The sequence below is a fragment of the Bacillus sp. DHT2 genome (assembly GCF_026241455.1).
GTDB lineage: Bacteria > Bacillota > Bacilli > Bacillales > Bacillaceae_G > Bacillus_A > Bacillus_A pseudomycoides.
This window is the reverse complement of record NZ_JAPHWH010000001.1, coordinates 257756-274317: the sequence shown is the minus strand read 5'-3', so window position 1 is coordinate 274317 and position 16562 is coordinate 257756. Positions and strand designations below refer to the sequence as shown.

The following is a 16562-nucleotide window of genomic DNA, read 5'->3' as shown; positions in this document are numbered from 1 at the left end:
TCTCCATCGTATAGAAACCTGTTCTCTTACTGTGAACGCCCTTATCTTGCAAAACTTTATTCATATGTAAGTTTTCTCGTTCTACAATTTAAATAACAATATCTTGATAACCAACTTTAGCAACTTCTTCATTTTCAAACTTCACACCAATACCGTCCTCTTCCCATGTACAATTGAATATTAACCCTATCCTTCTAACTCCATCTTCGAAATCTGGTAAAATAATAATTCCTATAGGATCAACTAAATTTCCTAATTGTTGGGCAGTTATTATAATTGGGGCTATTTCATCAGCAGATTCATCACCTAACATAGCTCTATATTCTAAACACTCTTCTTGATAATATTCAAATATAGCTTGTTCAGCTTCTTGTATAAGTCTATTTGTATCAGCGACGAATTTGCTATAAGCTTCTTCTTGAATTGCAGAAAATACATCATGTTCTTCCCCATCAATAGTTAAAGGAACTATTTTGTCATGACCCAAAATAGCTATTTTTTGTTTTCCGGTCCAATATCCATCATAGATAAGTTCACCAAATAATTTATGGTTTATTTTTTTCATCTATTCATTCTCCTATCGGATACTACTATTCTATTTTCTTGCTAATTACTTATACCGAAGTACAAATACATTCCCTAGCAAAACATAACCAAAACATTCGTTAAAAACTACACCAAAAGACACGATCTACTGTTTGTTGGAAAACAGGCACTTTCATAAAATTTAATAGTATATCTTTCTCATTTGTCCCAACATATTCATCGTTATCTACATTGTAAAATTGAAGAACTTCCACTTTATATACTCCATTTTCGATATCAATTTTATAATTGGAGCAATTTTCATCAGGTACTTTCTCATCTTCAAATTGTGCAGCCATTGTAAGGCAGTCATAATCAACTAAATATAATTGGTTCTCAGTTATTCTAATATACCCTTCTGCTTTTCTGAAGCACTCCTGCTTTATTGGTTCTTCTCCAATTTTTACTTCTACATTCCACGAGTGCTCAATACCTTCTTCAGTCATCTGAAATACTAAAATATTTCCGTTTTTCATTTCATTAGTAAAATGCTGTAGCAACATTTCAAATTCCCAATCCTCATCCACAAATGACTTGTATCGCTCCGCATTTACAACCCCAATAAAATTCGTATCGCCGAATTTCATACAAAACCGCATGTTTATCCTCCTTAATATAAATAACCCTTATTTTTAATATCTACATTATTTAATATTGTATAGAAGTACGTGTAAATTCCTAAACTTGTATCCGCTTCTTCTATCTCATCCTCATTTAGCTGCCACTTCCACTTTACTCAATTGAGATTTGAAACCATAATCAATTGGACCCCATTCTTGAATTACAGATTTCGCGATATGGGAAAGCCCATGCAGGACTTTAGTCCGCCTTTAGGCATGGGATGAAAGTATCGCTTTTTCGTATAAAAACACTTGTTTTTTAGGTATACTTCAACTATAGACAAGAACAAGTCTTTAAAACGCTTATGTGTTCATTGAAAACAGAATATAGTATGAGGTTCGATAGTCTAATTCACGCTATCGGTAAAACTATATGTGTCGTCAAGAACAAGACGCTAAAACATTTGAACACGCAACTAGCTGTATGGTATGGTCACAGTACCGTAGCTCACGAACCTATATGGTCTGTCGTGAGAGTGGTGATGGCACACCGCAATCTTGCACGTCAGCGATATCAGAAATGAACTTCGCCTTTGGTAGCAAGAATCCCACTGACATTAGCCAGCTTGCCCCTTTAGGGGTGGGGGTGGGAGTATCAATTGTCCCTTTCTTTCAATTTTTCTTCCTTCCTGTTTAAATTGTATACTTCAAACTAGACTCAAACCAACTTAAAACAAAGAACAATAACAATTAATATTAGTTTTGTAAGTATTTAGCCGTTTACAATTTCCCCACCATTCACGTGCAGAATTTGCCCTGATATGTAAGATGCATCATCGGAGGCCAAGAATACATAAGCAGGTGCCACTTCAAACGGTTGACCAGCTCGCTTCATAGGAACATGGTCTCCAAATGTGGCAAGCCATTCTGGAGGTAAGGAAGATGGAATTAATGGCGTCCAAATTGGTCCTGGGGCCACACCATTAACTCGAATCCCTTGCGATGCCAGTGACGATGACAGCGAACGTGTAAATGAAACAATAGCCCCTTTAGATGCCGCGTAGTCAATTGCATCTTGATCTCCATCATAAGCACTAAGGGATGTTGTATTTATTATGGAGCTCCCTGAATTCATGTATGGCAAAGCAGCTTTCGTAAAAATAAACTGAGAAAAAACATTTGTGTGAAAGGTACTTGCTCGTTGGTTCGAATCTACATCAAGTAAACTATTCCTTATGTATAGTACACCGGCATTATTCACCAAAATGTCAATACGGCCAAATTGGTGAATGGTTTGCATTACTGCTTGTTGGCAATGCTGCTCATACCCAATATCACCTGGAATGGTAATGCAACTACGGCCGTACTTTTTGACATAGAACGCCGTTTCTTTTGCATCGCTGTGTTCATTTAAATATGAGATTGCTATGTCTGCACCCTCTTTCGCGAATGCTACAGCGACAGCTCTACCAATTCCACTATCTCCACCAGTTATAAGTGCTACCTTATTTATAAGCTTACCGGCTGGTTTGTAATTGGGGTTATCAAATATAGGTCTGGGTATCATTAATGATTCAATGCCAGGTCTACCTTGTTGTTGAGGCGGGAAACCCATCACATACACCCCTCTCAGCATTTTTCTATAATGTATTATGATATACAAGAAAATATATCCTTTTCAAAAAATTAAATAGAGGAAGTTTTCATGCGTTCATACTCTCCGAATATTTCTAGTAGCCTTATATTTTTCATTAAAGATTAAACGAAAAATTTAAAACACACTTATTATGCTTTGAGCGTTTCACCACATTATAAGCAGCAGATACTTTGACCATAAATGTCTTCACCAATATTATTCTTCCCACTCTTCATAAATAACTGCGCCAGCATAAACAAGGTGCTTATTTTCAACAGCATTAGCTTCGTTATATTCAAAATCATACACTCTAATCACTGTGTTATAACTCTCTAACATATGTTCCCCATAATAATCTATGAATTGAGATATAATCTTTTCATAATAAGATGCGCCTTCTAATAATAACTGTAAAGATGTAGTTGAAATATCAATAAATGTGATTTCCAATAGATCTTCATTGTAATTTATAAAATCAATTTGAAAATCTCTCATAAATTGTGATGGGATTCTGTCTCCCTGTTCATCAAATTGTATTTCCACATACTTTTGCAGCATTTCTTTACTCTTGAAATTCCCTAGCCATAGAGATATTACTCCTGGATTTTCGATGTTACCTCCTCCTTTATTCAGTAAGATTTTCAAGCTCCTCAGACCAAAATGTATTCTTTTCTATAGCCTTTGGATCGATACGCCTTAATTCATTTTCAAACCAAATACACACTGACTCTGGAATTTCATTATCTAAAAAAGCAAATTCACCATTTAAGTGAATCGCTTCATCAATTAACTTAGAAAACAATAGAAGGCTTTCTGCAAATTGATGAATGGAAGAATTAATGAAGATTTCTTCATAATTGTTGTCGTGATGTAAATAGACTACCTTATTTGTTCTTTCATCAATACATAGAGGATCCCCAGAACCAGTCGTACCCATAAACCAATAAAACTCAAAATCTATTGGCATGCCAAATTTTCGAGTTACATTCTGCATTAATTCAGTTGCGTTATCAAACTCTATAAATGGAGCAGCTGATGCTGGAAGACCCGCTTCGCTTAAAAACCTTCTCGTATCACTAGATAAATTTGTGTGCTGTAACATATCTCGATCTAATTTTTTTAATGGCCCGTCTCTTTTTTCATTCCATCTATCACAAAATTCTTTAGGTGCAATCATTTCATTACCCCTTTCCTTTTTTCATCCCCATCATTTACTCCTGCATATCCTGTTCCTCTTTATAAGTTCTAATCTTTATGAAAAAGATTTATTTCTTCATTCCAAAAAGTATTATGATTTAGACAATCCTTATCAATTTCAATGAGTTTTTCAATAATAACTTCTAACTCTTCCTTCTTACATTCTCTATTCAAATATGCATGTCTACCATTCGCTTCTTTTATTCTCTTTATAAACTCACTATACTCCAACATGCATTCAGCTAATTGTGGTATAGATTGATTTACATATACTTCTTCCATTGTTTCATGATCGACACATGCGATTATTCCTGAAGGCTCTTTAATGGATAAAATATTTCCTTCACCTGTAAACCCTAAATATATATTCCTCTCATAACTTGCATCTACATTATATTTTTCTTTTAAGCTTAATAAGCTGCCATTTTTTGTTGAGTCAAAATTCAAAAATGGTGCTGCTGATTCAGGTAATCCAGCTTTCAATAAAAAATGTTTACATGCTACAGGTATATCTAAATTTTTGAGTTTATCTTCTTCATAATGAACGAATGGATATACTTTTTGGTTCCATCTTTTACGAAATTCATTAGGATTCATCAATTTAAACCCATCCCTCCATGCAAATATAGCTTTTCTCCTACTCGTTTACCTTCAAATACTTCCTCTTCAGCACGAAAGAGAATAAACCGCGCTATTCTGCTGAAGGATTATAATCAATCTCTACTTTTTCAAGACCTTCCAATACTTTATGTATTCTGTTAGATAAATCTCTTATTTCTTCTTGTGTTAATTCCCCCATTGCGTCTAGTGGATTAAACTTGCTTAATCTCTTTGTTATCCCTTCAATATATCCAATAAAAACTTTATCATGAGTTAACACTATTTCACCTACAGCTGTATCAACAATTACGTCTTCTATTTCTCCGAGATTTATATACTCATAACAAGTTCTCGCAATTGCATCTTTCTGTCCTCTATCTAAAGTTAAAAAGTCATTATAGGCTTCATTAATGGCTTCAAACAATTCATTGTATTCCCAGTTTTCCATTTCAGATTCCTCCATTAGGCATTAATTATCATGTTGAATTTAAAGTAATTGTTTAGGCATGAAAAGCTAAGTCTAATTTAAAATCACCATGTCAGTTCTCCTTTTCGTATCTTTCTCCCATCATTTTGATTATCTACCACTACATTTTACAATCCTAGCAATTTTCAAATCAAAAAACTTGAAAGGCATTGTACAATCAAGTTTTTTACTACTGTTTATTTAAAAATTTATGAACGTTTATATGAGTCCATCATAAGCATCTCCAAGTGATACAAAATCACTCTGCATCCAATACCAATACTTCCCCTTATTATGTATAAGTCTTTCAAGTAGATCTATAAACGATGTTGCAATGATTTGTGATTCCCCTGCAATTCCATGACGATCAAAGAAGCTATCATAACATTTCCCCAATCTATTTCGATTTAGGTCAATTGTTAAGTATTCCTCTTTTCCATCATTACATATAATATACCAATTGGAAGTAATATCATCTTCACACAGCTCACTTATTATTACTGGATTTGCTAAAATAAATTCTTGTGGGGAGACAATATAAATTGGATACTCCTCATTCTCGAACAAAACCGCTCCTCCGCAAAGACTGTAAAATCCCTTTACATCCTCAGGTAGGATATGCTTCTTCTCATTAATTATCGGTAATCCTGCAGGCTCAAGCACACGACAATCAGATAAAGACTCTATTTGTGCAATGAGTTGACTCATTTTTTTCATTTCTATCACTCCTAAAGTGATATTGATTATATTCTTATTAGCGAATTTGAGTACATTTTTATAGCTACCTTCCTCTCATTTATTGCCACTCAAATTTCTTTTGTACAGTTTCAATTCACTTCATTGATTGCGGAATGACTTAATATAAAATCAACCTTTTCCGCAAATAACTCCGGCATCTCACTCTTTACATTACATAAAATATCTTTCACTATTTGTTTCGTATACTCATCAACCTGTTGTAAAGCTTTAATATATGGCAAAATTAACTCTTCTGAATTTAAAAGTGTTCGATGAATTCTATCTGCCCAAAATTCTGCCTGGGGTAACATATTTGTTATTCCATTCGCTAACTGTACAAGTCCATCCTCTAATCCATTCCGGCTTGCAATATAAAAAATGGTTTCAATTACATCGCTGTCTGCAGAAGGTTCCGCTACCTTGTCTTCAAATATTTTACAAAGTTCTGGAATCACTTCATTTCCTGCATGAAATGATAGTTCATTTAATATTTCTTCAAATTCTTCAATATCATCGCCTTCATTTTCCATAAAGCGCATTTTATATAAAATAGCAAGTTGTTCTTTATAACTCATGATGTACCTCCCGATTTTATTGTTACTCACTAATTATTAGAATACAAAACACTATTTAAACAATTATGATGTAAAAAAACAGCAGAGTTTTTAAAACCTCTGCTGTTTCCTGTTATTTAACTTCTAACGTGAACCAATTATTTATTGAATAGACAAGCGTTACCAAACAGCCGATTACACCAAACCAAACAGCATTAGGATCAATCTTTGAACCAAATAATACTGCTATTAACGATACCATACACAATAGCATCGCTAGACCATTAATCTTAATTTCGACTATATCGCCACTTTTTACTTGCTTTTCTTTACTTCCAAAAAATAATTGATTTGCTTTTATCTTCGCTTCTTTTACATCAGAAGGGAGCGTGTACTCTTCATTATTTTCTAATTTCATTACAACTTCATTATCCACTTTTAAAGCTACTCTTGTAGCCCCACCCATCATACCTGTTGCCCTTATTACTTTTATAGCCATTTTAAACTCCTCTTAAACTTTTGTTCGTCTAATAAAAACCTTCCTACTTTTCAGTCTAGTATATTCCCTACAATTTTTCATCTTTTTTCCATAATTTATATTATCATATTTGGAATTAATTTATTAATAGGAGTATGATTGTTTCTACCTTTTACTTTATAGTCTATGATAAGAATCCTGTTTCTCTCCAGATATGGTTAGTGGATGTTTTAAATCATCTATTCTTATTTAATCGTTTTCTCTGTTTTTAAAACAAATGAACTTAATGCGGGAACCTTAATCTTATTATCATGGAAAACATAAAGTACTTTACTTCCTGCACGTTCACCATCTACTAGCACTTTCCAAGGACCTTTTGATGGAAGAGTAATTTCCACCGCTTCTCTATTCGCATTGTGAGCCACAACAAAATATTCGTTTTTATTACCATTTGCTTTGCCATCTAATGTATAAGCTACAACATTTTTTGGCGCATCAATGAACGTTAGATGTTTTTTTATTTGTTCAACAGATGTCATGCGAAAAGCTGAATGGTTGTTACGCAACTCTATTAAGCCTTTCATATACTCTACTTCTTTATCAAATGCTGCACGGCGCACCCAATCCATTCGGTTAATAGAATCAGGAGATTTGTAGCTATTATGATCACCATATTTTGTACGCATGAACTCTTGGCCTGCATGCAAGAATGAAACCCCTTGCGATGTTAATATGATGGAAGAAGACAACTTGTGCATTTGTTTACGTACTTCCTCACTGTCGCCAGGATTAGTCAACTGAAGCTTATCCCATAATGTATGGTTGTCATGTGCTTCAACATATGTCAAGACCTGCTCAGGATCCTGATAAGTATACACTTTTTTATCATAGTCCATACCAGCCGTAATTCCTTTTTTAATGCGTTCTTCCATGTTTTGCATTCCGTTCACAAAACCATTATCCTTATCCCCGAATACGCTTCCTTTCAATCCATCACGAATATCGTCATTAAAATGAGCGATTCCTTTCATTTTCTCCGCATTTTTTTGATTTGCTTTTAACTCAGGCGCTAGAGGCGTATTTAAATCCCAACCTTCTCCATGAAGAATAATAGAAGGATCAATTTGATTAATGGCTTTACGTATCGTATTCATTGTTTCGACATCATGAATACCCATCAAATCAAAACGGAACCCATCTAAATTATACTCTTTTGCCCAATACACGACGGAATCTATCATAAATTTCCTCATCATCTTTCGTTCAGAAGCCGTATCATTCCCTACCCCTGTTCCATTTGCGAGTGAACCATCCTCATTGTAACGATAATAATAACCTGGAACTAACTTGTGGAAATTGGATTCAGCCGCATTGTACATATGATTATATACAACGTCCATCACAACACGAAGATTATTATCATGAAGTGTTTGAATCATCTGCTTTAATTCAGTAATTCGAACAGTGGGCTCATAAGGATTAGTAGAATATGAGCCTTCTGGTACATTGTAATTTTTCGGATCATATCCCCAGTTATATTGTGGTTCGTTTAATTTTTCTTCATTTACTGAAGCATAATCAAATATCGGTAAAAACTGGACATGAGTAACACCAAGATCCTTAATATGATCAAGACCTGTTTTTACGCCTTCGGGTCCTCTCGTTCCTTTTTCTGTTACACCAAGATATTTTCCTTTTTGTTTAATACCACTTTCAGGTTGAATGGAAAGATCACGTACTTGTAACTCATAAATAATAGCATCTTCCGGATTTTTAAATTTCGGCTTTTTGTTCCCCTTCCAATTTTTTGGATTTGTTTCTTTTAAATCAACGACTGCACCTTTATCACCGTTAACAGAGGCAGCACGCACATATGGATCAACGGCCTCAGTCCATTTGTCCCCAATCTTCACCTTATATGTATAAAAAAGGCCTTTTTGATCACCTGTCAGTTTTGCAGTCCAAGTTCCTTTTTCACCTTGATCCATGCTTATTTCAGTACCTTTTTCATCATTCCATTTTTTATAAGTAACCAATTTTGCCTCGCTCGCAGTGGGAGCCCACAAACGAAACTTTGTTTCCTGTGGCGTATATATATTACCTAAATCACTACCATCATAATAAAATAAATGATCGAATTCCTCGCTACGAATTACTTTACCAATTTCAGTATTAGCTTCAATGGAATTTCCCATTTTGATTTTGTATGTTTTTTTTAAATCAAGATTCTTTTCTGTAATGATTTTAATCTTATTAGTACTATCTCCATCATTTGTATCATAAGGACTAACTTTCTCAATGTTAACGCCCTCAATTTCAATTTTTTGCTCCTTAATATTGAATGGAGCATTGGTAGTTACAGTGATTTCATTGAAGCTATCAATGGTTGCTTTCTGAATAGAAAGTTCAGAAGAAGGCTTAGAATCGTATACTTTATCATCGCCCGAAAGAACCCATACTTCAGCACGGCCATCCTTAATATTTTCAATCCAACGATCACCACCGTCTTTTTCCCATTCTTTCGTACGAACTATAAATCCGACACGATTATAGTCACCATCTATTTTCACCTTAGCATACTTACCAAACTCATCTTCCCCAGTAAATTCATAGGATTGACCATTCGTATTTTCGGCCCACATCCAAAGATTCCAATCTTTTATATTTCCAGACTTCCCCTTATAATGAACGATAATTTCAGTTGTTTTCGTATTTGATTCTGCTTGTACACTCTGAAAAGAAAAACTAGATAATAGCATAGCAATTACAGTAAGTAATAAAAACGTCTTGTTTATTAATTTTTTTGTAATATACACTCCATTCACCCTTTCTTAAAATATTACGAATAATTCATTATGAGTAACCCTGCATAAGTTAATCTAGAAATCGCTTTTATAACACCTCCGTATTGAATGTTTTTACTTATTTATTTCAATGATCTTTTAATAGAAAAATCAAAGATATAAAGGAGTAAGAAATTAACGAAAACGTTTGCATTAAACGCTAAAAAAAAGACTTACTTATTCCTTGTTATATCTCTAAATATCAAAAAGATCACGGAAACCATTTTTAAGAAAACGTTTGTTATCGCTTTCAATTTTATAGCACGAACCATAAAGAGGTCAATATATTATTAATTTTCTGTTTTTACCCTATGTACATGTTGTTAACATGTACAGTTGTAACCCCTTGAAGATAGTAAACATGGACATATTTTGACTTTAAGACTTCATCTCTACGTCAACACATAATAAAAACTCTCCTAAATACATTCACGTATTTAGGAGAGTTTGGGATTACTTTATTTTACAAGATTCATGAATTGAATCCTCGTTCTTTATAACTCGCTTGTATGAACTATCTCTTTTCAAAATAAGCGATGATTCTTCCATTACCAGGGTACTCTCCGTTCCAGCCACAAGGAAAGCCACCTGCTTTATAGATTTCAAACATAGTTTCAAAGAAATCATTCTTCTTCCCATTGATAGCACGGCTAAAAGCACAATTATTGAGATCAGCTACGACATCATTGAAAAATCCATCCATTCTAACTGCACTCTGCCTTACATGATTGTCAATAACCTCTAACATAGTATGTAATTCCTTTGGTCTTTCAATTTCTGATAACCTATAATACACTCCCCGAACTTTACTCTTTTCTAACTCCCTTATATCTGTCCACGTGTATTCATCTTCACCATATGCTTCCTCATAAGCGAGCAATTCCGCTTGCTGCATATCGTTAACGATAGCTATTTTATTCGAAAGTTTTTTGGTTAAAGAAGCAAACTGAAAATCTTTTGAGAAATCTACTACCTCTTGTACCAATTCATTATATTCCTCACCGTTCATTCCTTATTAAACCACCTTTCTTGATGCTTAATTACACCTCATTGAGACCATTCATAAACGAAACGCTCGAAAACTGTTCTCAAAAATCATTACCTATTCTTTTTCATATAATGATATTAACTCCCGTTTAAACTCTTCATAGAGTACAAAAGCTTCTTTTAATATTTCTTCTAATTCTTCGTAACTACGGAAAACAGGCATCTTTATTCTCATACTGGGATTTATTAATAACCTCGGGTAAATACTCCAAGGACTCCCTAATCGAACTTCGCCATTATAATAAGCAACCCAAATGAATTCTGTCATTCCATGTTCTAGACTAATATTAAACCAGATCATATATTGCGGTGAATGATCAACGACTCCTACTTTAAAAAATCTCTCTTTATAATCAAATGTTACCTCATATCCAAAATGTTTCAGTACTTCTATCACTTTTTGAATGTTGTAACTTCCTAATCTATCATCGAAATCGTTAGAATTCTCTCGAAATCGATTAGACATCGCTTGATATCTATCAATAAAATTTATTTTTTCTAAAACCTTTTTTATTTCTGGCTTCATTTCTATAGCCATACTTATCGTTTCACCCATCTCATTTCAATATTATATTTTTCATTACACATATTACTCTTTTCTTTCTCCAATTTATTCATCATCTTCATCAGCATATAATTTATTTAGAAATTCGGTAAATGATTGAGCTACATAAAATACATTTTCCCTCGCCACTTCCTCTGCCTCTTCTGCTGTGATTCCTTCGCTTTCCATCAGCATTTCTTTTTCCCATGCATCTTCATGCTCCCAAAAAACGACTATTGGATTCTCTTCATGGTTTTTATAATCAAAACAAATTAAGTTTCCAGCTGGATCAAAAGCAAACGGGATTAATCCATTTGGTAATGTATCATTGAAGTCATTATATACATCTGCAATATACTCACCACTATTTTCATCAAAAGATAATAACGTACCAAACACTCTTTCTATTCCTTGGACGTCAAAAAGTTCTGGTTCCACATTTGCTCCATTATTCTTCGATACACACTCAACATACTCATGAGGAAAATTAAAGCCTAATTCTTTCCCAATTTTCTTTACATATTCATCACTTACAGCTTCATCAGCAAATTGCCATTCTACTTTACTCATTTCATTCCATCCCCCAGTCACCTAAATCATTTCCATAATGTATATCTAAAATAACTAACTGCACCGTATTACTCTATTTTTATTTTTAAATTCTTTATTAATTCAACAAGTGAATTTTTTTAAGCCTACAAATTATTAGGCGTAGATTTTTCAGAACCTATTCTGGAAAATGTCCCCTTTAAAAATCCCACTGTAAATTTAGGTAAGTTTGTAGAGGTACGTTTAAAACAAATGATATTTGATGGTCCATCGTTGCAAGGTGCTAACATAAAGTTACGCTATCCCGTAGAAAGAACTATAACCCCAATCCTTTTCTATGGCTCCGTTTAAGTCTATCATTTTGCATATAATTTGTAACTTTTAGTAGGAACACTAGTTTTTTGTACAAGCCATACTTTATATCTTTGAATATTTTATAGTATTACAATAAAAGGAGATGAGAGAATGGTAGTACCCTGTCTAATTTTAGACGTGTATATTACACCAGGATCAGATATGACCCAAGACCTTTTTATCAATCAAATTGATTGGGTTAATTATGTTTATGGAGTCCCTAATACTTTCTACGGAGATCGAACACCAAATCCATGTAACATCGATATAAGATGGCGTTTTAGGAATGACCAAGGAGAAGCGGTTATGTCACAGATCAATGACCCATTTGTTGATCAAGATGTACTCCAATGCATCGGATACGAGGACCTCAATGAATATTTTCAATATTGGTTGAATGTTAGACCGCCAGGACCAGGACCTTATGGACAAACTGATACACTGGATATTGCTGTATATTTTGTACAAGGTCCATTTGCAGGTGGTTTTGTAGGATGTGCACCTTATAACACTCCTAATGGTCCAGTTATCGTAATATCAAATGCTCCTGAAGGACAATTCCGATTCGGACAAACTCTCGCGCATGAATTAGGACATGTTTTATTAGGACCGGAACATGTAGACGATGAAAACAACCTTATGTATGGAGGGGCATCGGAAAATGCTTATAGACTGACACCTGAACAGTGCGCGCAAGCAAGTAATAGCCCGTATTTTCGAAATTGCCCAGAATGATGACACGAAAACTATGTAAAAACCAAAGAAAGGGGTGATTAAAATAAAAAGACATCATAGAAATCTTAAGCGTAGTCTAAATAATAGTTTTTTGATACCACCTTCCAATAATGATTGCAATGGTCCACCATCTAATACCCCCCCATCCTCCAATAATGATTGCGATTGTCCACCACCAAATATTCCACCAGGTAATCCTCCGTGTATTCCAGTCCCAGTACCACCTCCTAGTCAGCCTAAAAATTGTTAAGTGTATCCACTCAAAACTTCTTATCGAATGATACAATATCGGGACACCCTAGCTGGTCTTAGCCAGCTAGGGGCAGCAGAGACACCAAATAATCATATTGATTTCTGAACTACATAATTCATAACGCATTAAATAACGTTTTATAGCTTTTAATTTCTCTTCAATTGTAAATTTAGCCATAAGAAAAGCACCTCACTCAAAAAAAAAAAACAAATCGGATATATAATAATGTTTTTAAATTTAATGCCCCGCAGCATGTAAATATGAATGGAATATACCTATCAATAATAAAACTTTATCTTTATAAGATTCCTCTAATAATTTAAAAGTAATATTAAAAGGAGGCTTAATAGGCTCTTTCCATTCTGCAATAATCAAATTAGTATTTAAATTGGTTATTTTTGCCCATTCAAAAGGTCTTTGATTTAATTCATACATTTCTCCTGCAAATTCAAATGTAGTTATTTCACCAAAATCAAAGGTCTTTTTATCTATTAAATGTATTTGATATTCTTCTCTTTCAACATAATAGTTAAGAAAAAATTGTGTTCTTTTTCGAAAATCTATATCCTTTTTCGCTTTTAATTGTAAATTCTCTTTAGAATCATATATCTCATATTCCAAAAAATACGTCCCTTTGAATAATATTAAATCTATTATCCTTATACACTGATTGCTATACGTTTTTTTTATTGTACCTATTATATTGTTGTTCTCATCATATATTTGTGTTGGTTTAACCGAATAAAAACTTCTCCATTTATAATAATACAAAATAATCACTTCTTAATATTTGTATATAGAGTTTTTGAATATTATAACACAAGAAAAGAACGGCTTTATAGCTGTCCTTCGTTAACATAACACCACTTATCAGCAGTCACTATATCTAAAAACTTAAAAAAGTCCCTTCAGATCTTCGAAGGGACCTTTCTTAGCTGTTTCAATCGTATTTTCTAAAAAAATACGAGTTTCATCTTTATTTTTGTGTACCTCTCGAAGTACATATGTAGTTGTTTGAAGATCCGAATAGACTTCAAATAAATCATCTAAATCATGAAAATCTAGTTTTTTTAATAAAAGACGCTTTGTTCCTAATTTGGGAATTTCATATGTATTTTCCATACTCTCACCTCAGTTAATCGTTATTTTTATATTATATATCTTATTCATGTGAAGTTTACATAACCTATCATTATCGGCAACAAAAAGAGATTGGGTACCTTTTAGACATCCAAAAGGTACCCAATCTCCTTTCTTCGTTGACATAATCGAGGATTATCAGCAATCTAACAACTCTTGGATTCTATTAAAAATGTGCTAATGAAGAAGAATAGAAGCCCATTCCTTTTTTTGTAATAACCATATGATAGAAGTACATTGGTTCTTGTCCAAAAAGAATGCGACCTCAAAACCACAATAAATTCAAGCATGATTTCAGAACCAATGAATAACTAAAAAAGGTGGGGAAGTTATGTACTATAAAGGAAACAAGTACAAAAGTTATAAATATAAAAGTAAATGTACAGATACAATCGAAAATAGGGAAGATGATTGTCATGAAAAAAAAGATTCCGATTGTAGTGATAAGAAACATGATGACGCTTGTTCTATACTACTAGAGAGACAGGTTAATAATCCGGCAAATGATGTAACTAATTTTCCTCGAATCACCCAAAGTGAGACAAGCATTGCCCATTTTAAAGATTTTATACTTTATGGATTTAATGATAGTAATGCTGGTACAGGAGGACTGGGGACTTTTAGTTTTTCAGGCTTTGCTTTTTCCAATGATTTAGGTAATACCTGGACTGATGGGGGTTGAATTCCGGTGATCCTGTTATAGCTGTTGATAGAAATGGTGTTTTCTATTATGGTCAAATCGGAATAGAAACTATTGGGAGTGTTACACAAGGTGTTATCAGTGTTTCAACAGGAACCATTACTCCGAACGAAACAATCACAATGAATGCGCCTCAAGTCGTTGGACGCGGGCAAAACCCTTCTGCGAATATTAATCAAGATAAGGATTGGATTACAGTAGGTCCCGATGCTGATAATCCAGGGAATGAAGCACTATATATTACGTGGACTGATTTCACTGCTACTCCGAGCCCTAATATTCGCTTTTCAAAATATACTACTGGTGTCAACTTAACTCCAATTATTACAGATCAGGTTATTGTCACTGGTGGCACTAATTTTATTCAAGGGTCTTTTGTGGTCGTTGATGATCTCGGAGGTATCTATGTCTTTTATGAAGAAATATCGGCATTTAATACTTTGGGGCAGCCAAACAGGACCATTCGTATGGTTAAATCAACTGACGGTGGGAATACTTTCCCAATTAACGTGGCAGTTTCAACTCCATTTGCTGCAGCCGCAACTGATACAGCACTTTGTGGCCGCCCATCTATCGGTGTTGATAACACCAGAAGGATTCGTATGAATGAATTCCCTCATGCAGCGATTGGACCAGATGGCACTTTATATGCCGTATGGAACGCTGGCAGAGTGGTTGGAGATACGACCTTTATTGATATCTTTTTAGCTTATAGTACAGACAAAGGAAATACTTGGAATAGAGTGAATGTTACTTCAAATACTAGAACTTTTCCATTCTTCCCGTCCGTTGCAGTTAATAAAAATGGAGCCCATATTCAGTATAATCGTTTTAATGACCGTGGAGGCACTCTTGCCGGTATAGGTGATGGGACATTTGCGATATTTTTGAAAAGCTTTTCTCTTTGTAATGGATTAAGTAAAGAGAAAATGGTAAGTACTGCATTTTCTCCAGTGCCGGTTACGAATCCAAGCCCTGATACTGCCAATTGTTATATGGGGGATTACAATCAAATTATTGCTGGTCCCGGGAACTGCTTACTTCACTCTTGGGGTGATAATCGCAATGTTATTATTCAAGGCGCTATTCAACGGGATAATCCTGATGTTTTTTTTACCATAACAACCCCAGATTAAAAGAAATATGACTGTTGTTGTGAATAGGAAAAAATAATCCTTGTTTACTGGTCATTAAAAATTTCAGAGCCTTTCTCCAACCAATATCAAAATGTCTTTCTATAAACTAGATCATCCTTACAAAAATGTAAAGGCAGCAATATAATATATATTTGAAAAAAGGGAGGTTATATCGATGGATTGTAAACCTTGTGAAAATAATAACGAAATTAAAAATGATTCCTCGAACTATACTAAATTTATTTCTGCAGCAGTTCCTGATCACATCATTTTTAAGGAAGTCGATACGAATTTATCTCAGGAAGAGAATGATTAGTTTTCAATATAGACGGTATAACAGAAACCTAGCTTCTTATTCAGAACTTGATACCCCAAAAAAATTATTGATCTAATAATAAATCCCTTTTAGGGGTATCTCCACATCCATCAACTTAAGGATTTAGACTA

General features: G+C 34.0%; 17 protein-coding genes and 2 pseudogenes. 3 read left to right on the top strand and 16 right to left on the bottom strand.

Going from position 1 to position 16562, the window contains the following annotated elements; genetic code table 11:
- Positions 1 to 88: 88 nt before the first annotated feature.
- From ORL93_RS01590 to ORL93_RS01525, 14 genes are all read right to left on the bottom strand, one after another.
- On the bottom strand, positions 89 to 565 hold the full coding sequence (locus tag ORL93_RS01590; protein ID WP_265958495.1) for a DUF6985 domain-containing protein: 477 nt from the start codon (positions 563 to 565) through the stop codon (positions 89 to 91).
- A gap of 100 nt (positions 566 to 665) precedes the next feature.
- Positions 666 to 1172: a hypothetical protein gene (locus ORL93_RS01585; RefSeq protein ID WP_309534112.1), complete on the bottom strand. Its 507-nt coding sequence runs from the start codon at positions 1170 to 1172 to the stop codon at positions 666 to 668.
- Positions 1173 to 1917: 745 nt separating this feature from the next.
- Positions 1918 to 2760 carry an SDR family oxidoreductase gene (locus tag ORL93_RS01580; RefSeq protein ID WP_006095418.1) on the bottom strand — a complete coding sequence of 281 codons (843 nt, stop codon included), beginning with the start codon at positions 2758 to 2760 and terminating at the stop codon, positions 1918 to 1920.
- A gap of 237 nt (positions 2761 to 2997) precedes the next feature.
- Entirely contained in the window at positions 2998 to 3393 is a 396-nt protein-coding gene (locus ORL93_RS01575) for an immunity 22 family protein (RefSeq protein ID WP_176545573.1), read from the bottom strand.
- Positions 3394 to 3406: 13 nt separating this feature from the next.
- The gene (locus tag ORL93_RS01570) at positions 3407 to 3958 is read right to left on the bottom strand and encodes an SUKH-4 family immunity protein (RefSeq protein WP_265958493.1); all 552 of its coding nucleotides are present in this window, start codon (positions 3956 to 3958) and stop codon (positions 3407 to 3409) included.
- Between the two features lie 68 nt (positions 3959 to 4026).
- Complete coding sequence (locus ORL93_RS01565) at positions 4027 to 4575, bottom strand: SUKH-4 family immunity protein (RefSeq protein ID WP_098135602.1); 549 nt, start codon at positions 4573 to 4575, stop codon at positions 4027 to 4029.
- 94 nt (positions 4576 to 4669) lie between these two features.
- The gene (locus ORL93_RS01560; protein ID WP_098135563.1) at positions 4670 to 5026 is read right to left on the bottom strand and encodes an Imm3 family immunity protein; all 357 of its coding nucleotides are present in this window, start codon (positions 5024 to 5026) and stop codon (positions 4670 to 4672) included.
- A gap of 237 nt (positions 5027 to 5263) precedes the next feature.
- Complete coding sequence (locus tag ORL93_RS01555) at positions 5264 to 5761, bottom strand: SMI1/KNR4 family protein (protein ID WP_097795567.1); 498 nt, start codon at positions 5759 to 5761, stop codon at positions 5264 to 5266.
- Positions 5762 to 5871: 110 nt separating this feature from the next.
- The gene (locus ORL93_RS01550; protein ID WP_097795568.1) at positions 5872 to 6357 is read right to left on the bottom strand and encodes an Imm30 family immunity protein; all 486 of its coding nucleotides are present in this window, start codon (positions 6355 to 6357) and stop codon (positions 5872 to 5874) included.
- 112 nt (positions 6358 to 6469) lie between these two features.
- Positions 6470 to 6835 carry a hypothetical protein gene (locus ORL93_RS01545; protein WP_097795569.1) on the bottom strand — a complete coding sequence of 122 codons (366 nt, stop codon included), beginning with the start codon at positions 6833 to 6835 and terminating at the stop codon, positions 6470 to 6472.
- A gap of 224 nt (positions 6836 to 7059) precedes the next feature.
- Entirely contained in the window at positions 7060 to 9630 is a 2571-nt protein-coding gene (pulA, locus tag ORL93_RS01540) for a type I pullulanase (protein WP_265958492.1), read from the bottom strand.
- Between the two features lie 541 nt (positions 9631 to 10171).
- On the bottom strand, positions 10172 to 10666 hold the full coding sequence (locus ORL93_RS01535) for a hypothetical protein (RefSeq protein WP_006095407.1): 495 nt from the start codon (positions 10664 to 10666) through the stop codon (positions 10172 to 10174).
- 93 nt (positions 10667 to 10759) lie between these two features.
- Positions 10760 to 11242, bottom strand: a complete 483-nt coding sequence (locus ORL93_RS01530) for a hypothetical protein (RefSeq protein ID WP_097795571.1) — start codon at positions 11240 to 11242, stop codon at positions 10760 to 10762.
- Positions 11243 to 11314: 72 nt separating this feature from the next.
- Positions 11315 to 11818 carry an SMI1/KNR4 family protein gene (locus tag ORL93_RS01525; RefSeq protein ID WP_098160461.1) on the bottom strand — a complete coding sequence of 168 codons (504 nt, stop codon included), beginning with the start codon at positions 11816 to 11818 and terminating at the stop codon, positions 11315 to 11317.
- Between the two features lie 444 nt (positions 11819 to 12262).
- Between ORL93_RS01525 and ORL93_RS01520 the strand changes: the two genes are divergently transcribed.
- Entirely contained in the window at positions 12263 to 12886 is a 624-nt protein-coding gene (locus tag ORL93_RS01520) for an ImmA/IrrE family metallo-endopeptidase (protein WP_003207559.1), read from the top strand.
- Positions 12887 to 13376: 490 nt separating this feature from the next.
- Here the strand turns inward: ORL93_RS01520 and ORL93_RS01515 are convergent, their stop codons facing one another.
- Positions 13377 to 13919 carry a tubby C-terminal domain-like protein gene (locus ORL93_RS01515; RefSeq protein WP_097795574.1) on the bottom strand — a complete coding sequence of 181 codons (543 nt, stop codon included), beginning with the start codon at positions 13917 to 13919 and terminating at the stop codon, positions 13377 to 13379.
- Between the two features lie 144 nt (positions 13920 to 14063).
- Positions 14064 to 14261 (bottom strand): annotated as a pseudogene (locus tag ORL93_RS01510) (GNAT family N-acetyltransferase); the annotation flags it as partial.
- 349 nt (positions 14262 to 14610) lie between these two features.
- Here ORL93_RS01510 and ORL93_RS01500 point away from each other — a divergent pair.
- Positions 14611 to 16115, top strand: a pseudogene (locus tag ORL93_RS01500) (sialidase family protein).
- A gap of 175 nt (positions 16116 to 16290) precedes the next feature.
- Positions 16291 to 16431, top strand: a complete 141-nt coding sequence (locus ORL93_RS01495; protein WP_176519834.1) for a hypothetical protein — start codon at positions 16291 to 16293, stop codon at positions 16429 to 16431.
- Positions 16432 to 16562: the final 131 nt, after the last annotated feature.

Excerpts from the sequence above, each read along its gene's own strand:
- ORL93_RS01590 (WP_265958495.1), bottom strand. The coding sequence starts at position 565 with ATGAAAAAAATAAACCATAAATTATTTGGTGAACTTATCTATGATGGA.
- ORL93_RS01585 (WP_309534112.1), bottom strand. The coding sequence starts at position 1,172 with ATGAAATTCGGCGATACGAATTTTATTGGGGTTGTAAATGCGGAGCGA.
- ORL93_RS01580 (WP_006095418.1), bottom strand. The coding sequence starts at position 2,760 with ATGGGTTTCCCGCCTCAACAACAAGGTAGACCTGGCATTGAATCATTA.
- ORL93_RS01570 (WP_265958493.1), bottom strand. The coding sequence starts at position 3,958 with ATGATTGCACCTAAAGAATTTTGTGATAGATGGAATGAAAAAAGAGAC.
- ORL93_RS01565 (WP_098135602.1), bottom strand. The coding sequence starts at position 4,575 with ATGAATCCTAATGAATTTCGTAAAAGATGGAACCAAAAAGTATATCCA.
- ORL93_RS01560 (WP_098135563.1), bottom strand. The coding sequence starts at position 5,026 with ATGGAAAACTGGGAATACAATGAATTGTTTGAAGCCATTAATGAAGCC.
- ORL93_RS01555 (WP_097795567.1), bottom strand. The coding sequence starts at position 5,761 with ATGAAAAAAATGAGTCAACTCATTGCACAAATAGAGTCTTTATCTGAT.
- ORL93_RS01550 (WP_097795568.1), bottom strand. The coding sequence starts at position 6,357 with ATGAGTTATAAAGAACAACTTGCTATTTTATATAAAATGCGCTTTATG.
- ORL93_RS01545 (WP_097795569.1), bottom strand. The coding sequence starts at position 6,835 with ATGGCTATAAAAGTAATAAGGGCAACAGGTATGATGGGTGGGGCTACA.
- ORL93_RS01535 (WP_006095407.1), bottom strand. The coding sequence starts at position 10,666 with ATGAACGGTGAGGAATATAATGAATTGGTACAAGAGGTAGTAGATTTC.
- ORL93_RS01530 (WP_097795571.1), bottom strand. The coding sequence starts at position 11,242 with ATGGCTATAGAAATGAAGCCAGAAATAAAAAAGGTTTTAGAAAAAATA.
- ORL93_RS01525 (WP_098160461.1), bottom strand. The coding sequence starts at position 11,818 with ATGAGTAAAGTAGAATGGCAATTTGCTGATGAAGCTGTAAGTGATGAA.
- ORL93_RS01520 (WP_003207559.1), top strand. The coding sequence starts at position 12,263 with ATGGTAGTACCCTGTCTAATTTTAGACGTGTATATTACACCAGGATCA.
- ORL93_RS01495 (WP_176519834.1), top strand. The coding sequence starts at position 16,291 with ATGGATTGTAAACCTTGTGAAAATAATAACGAAATTAAAAATGATTCC.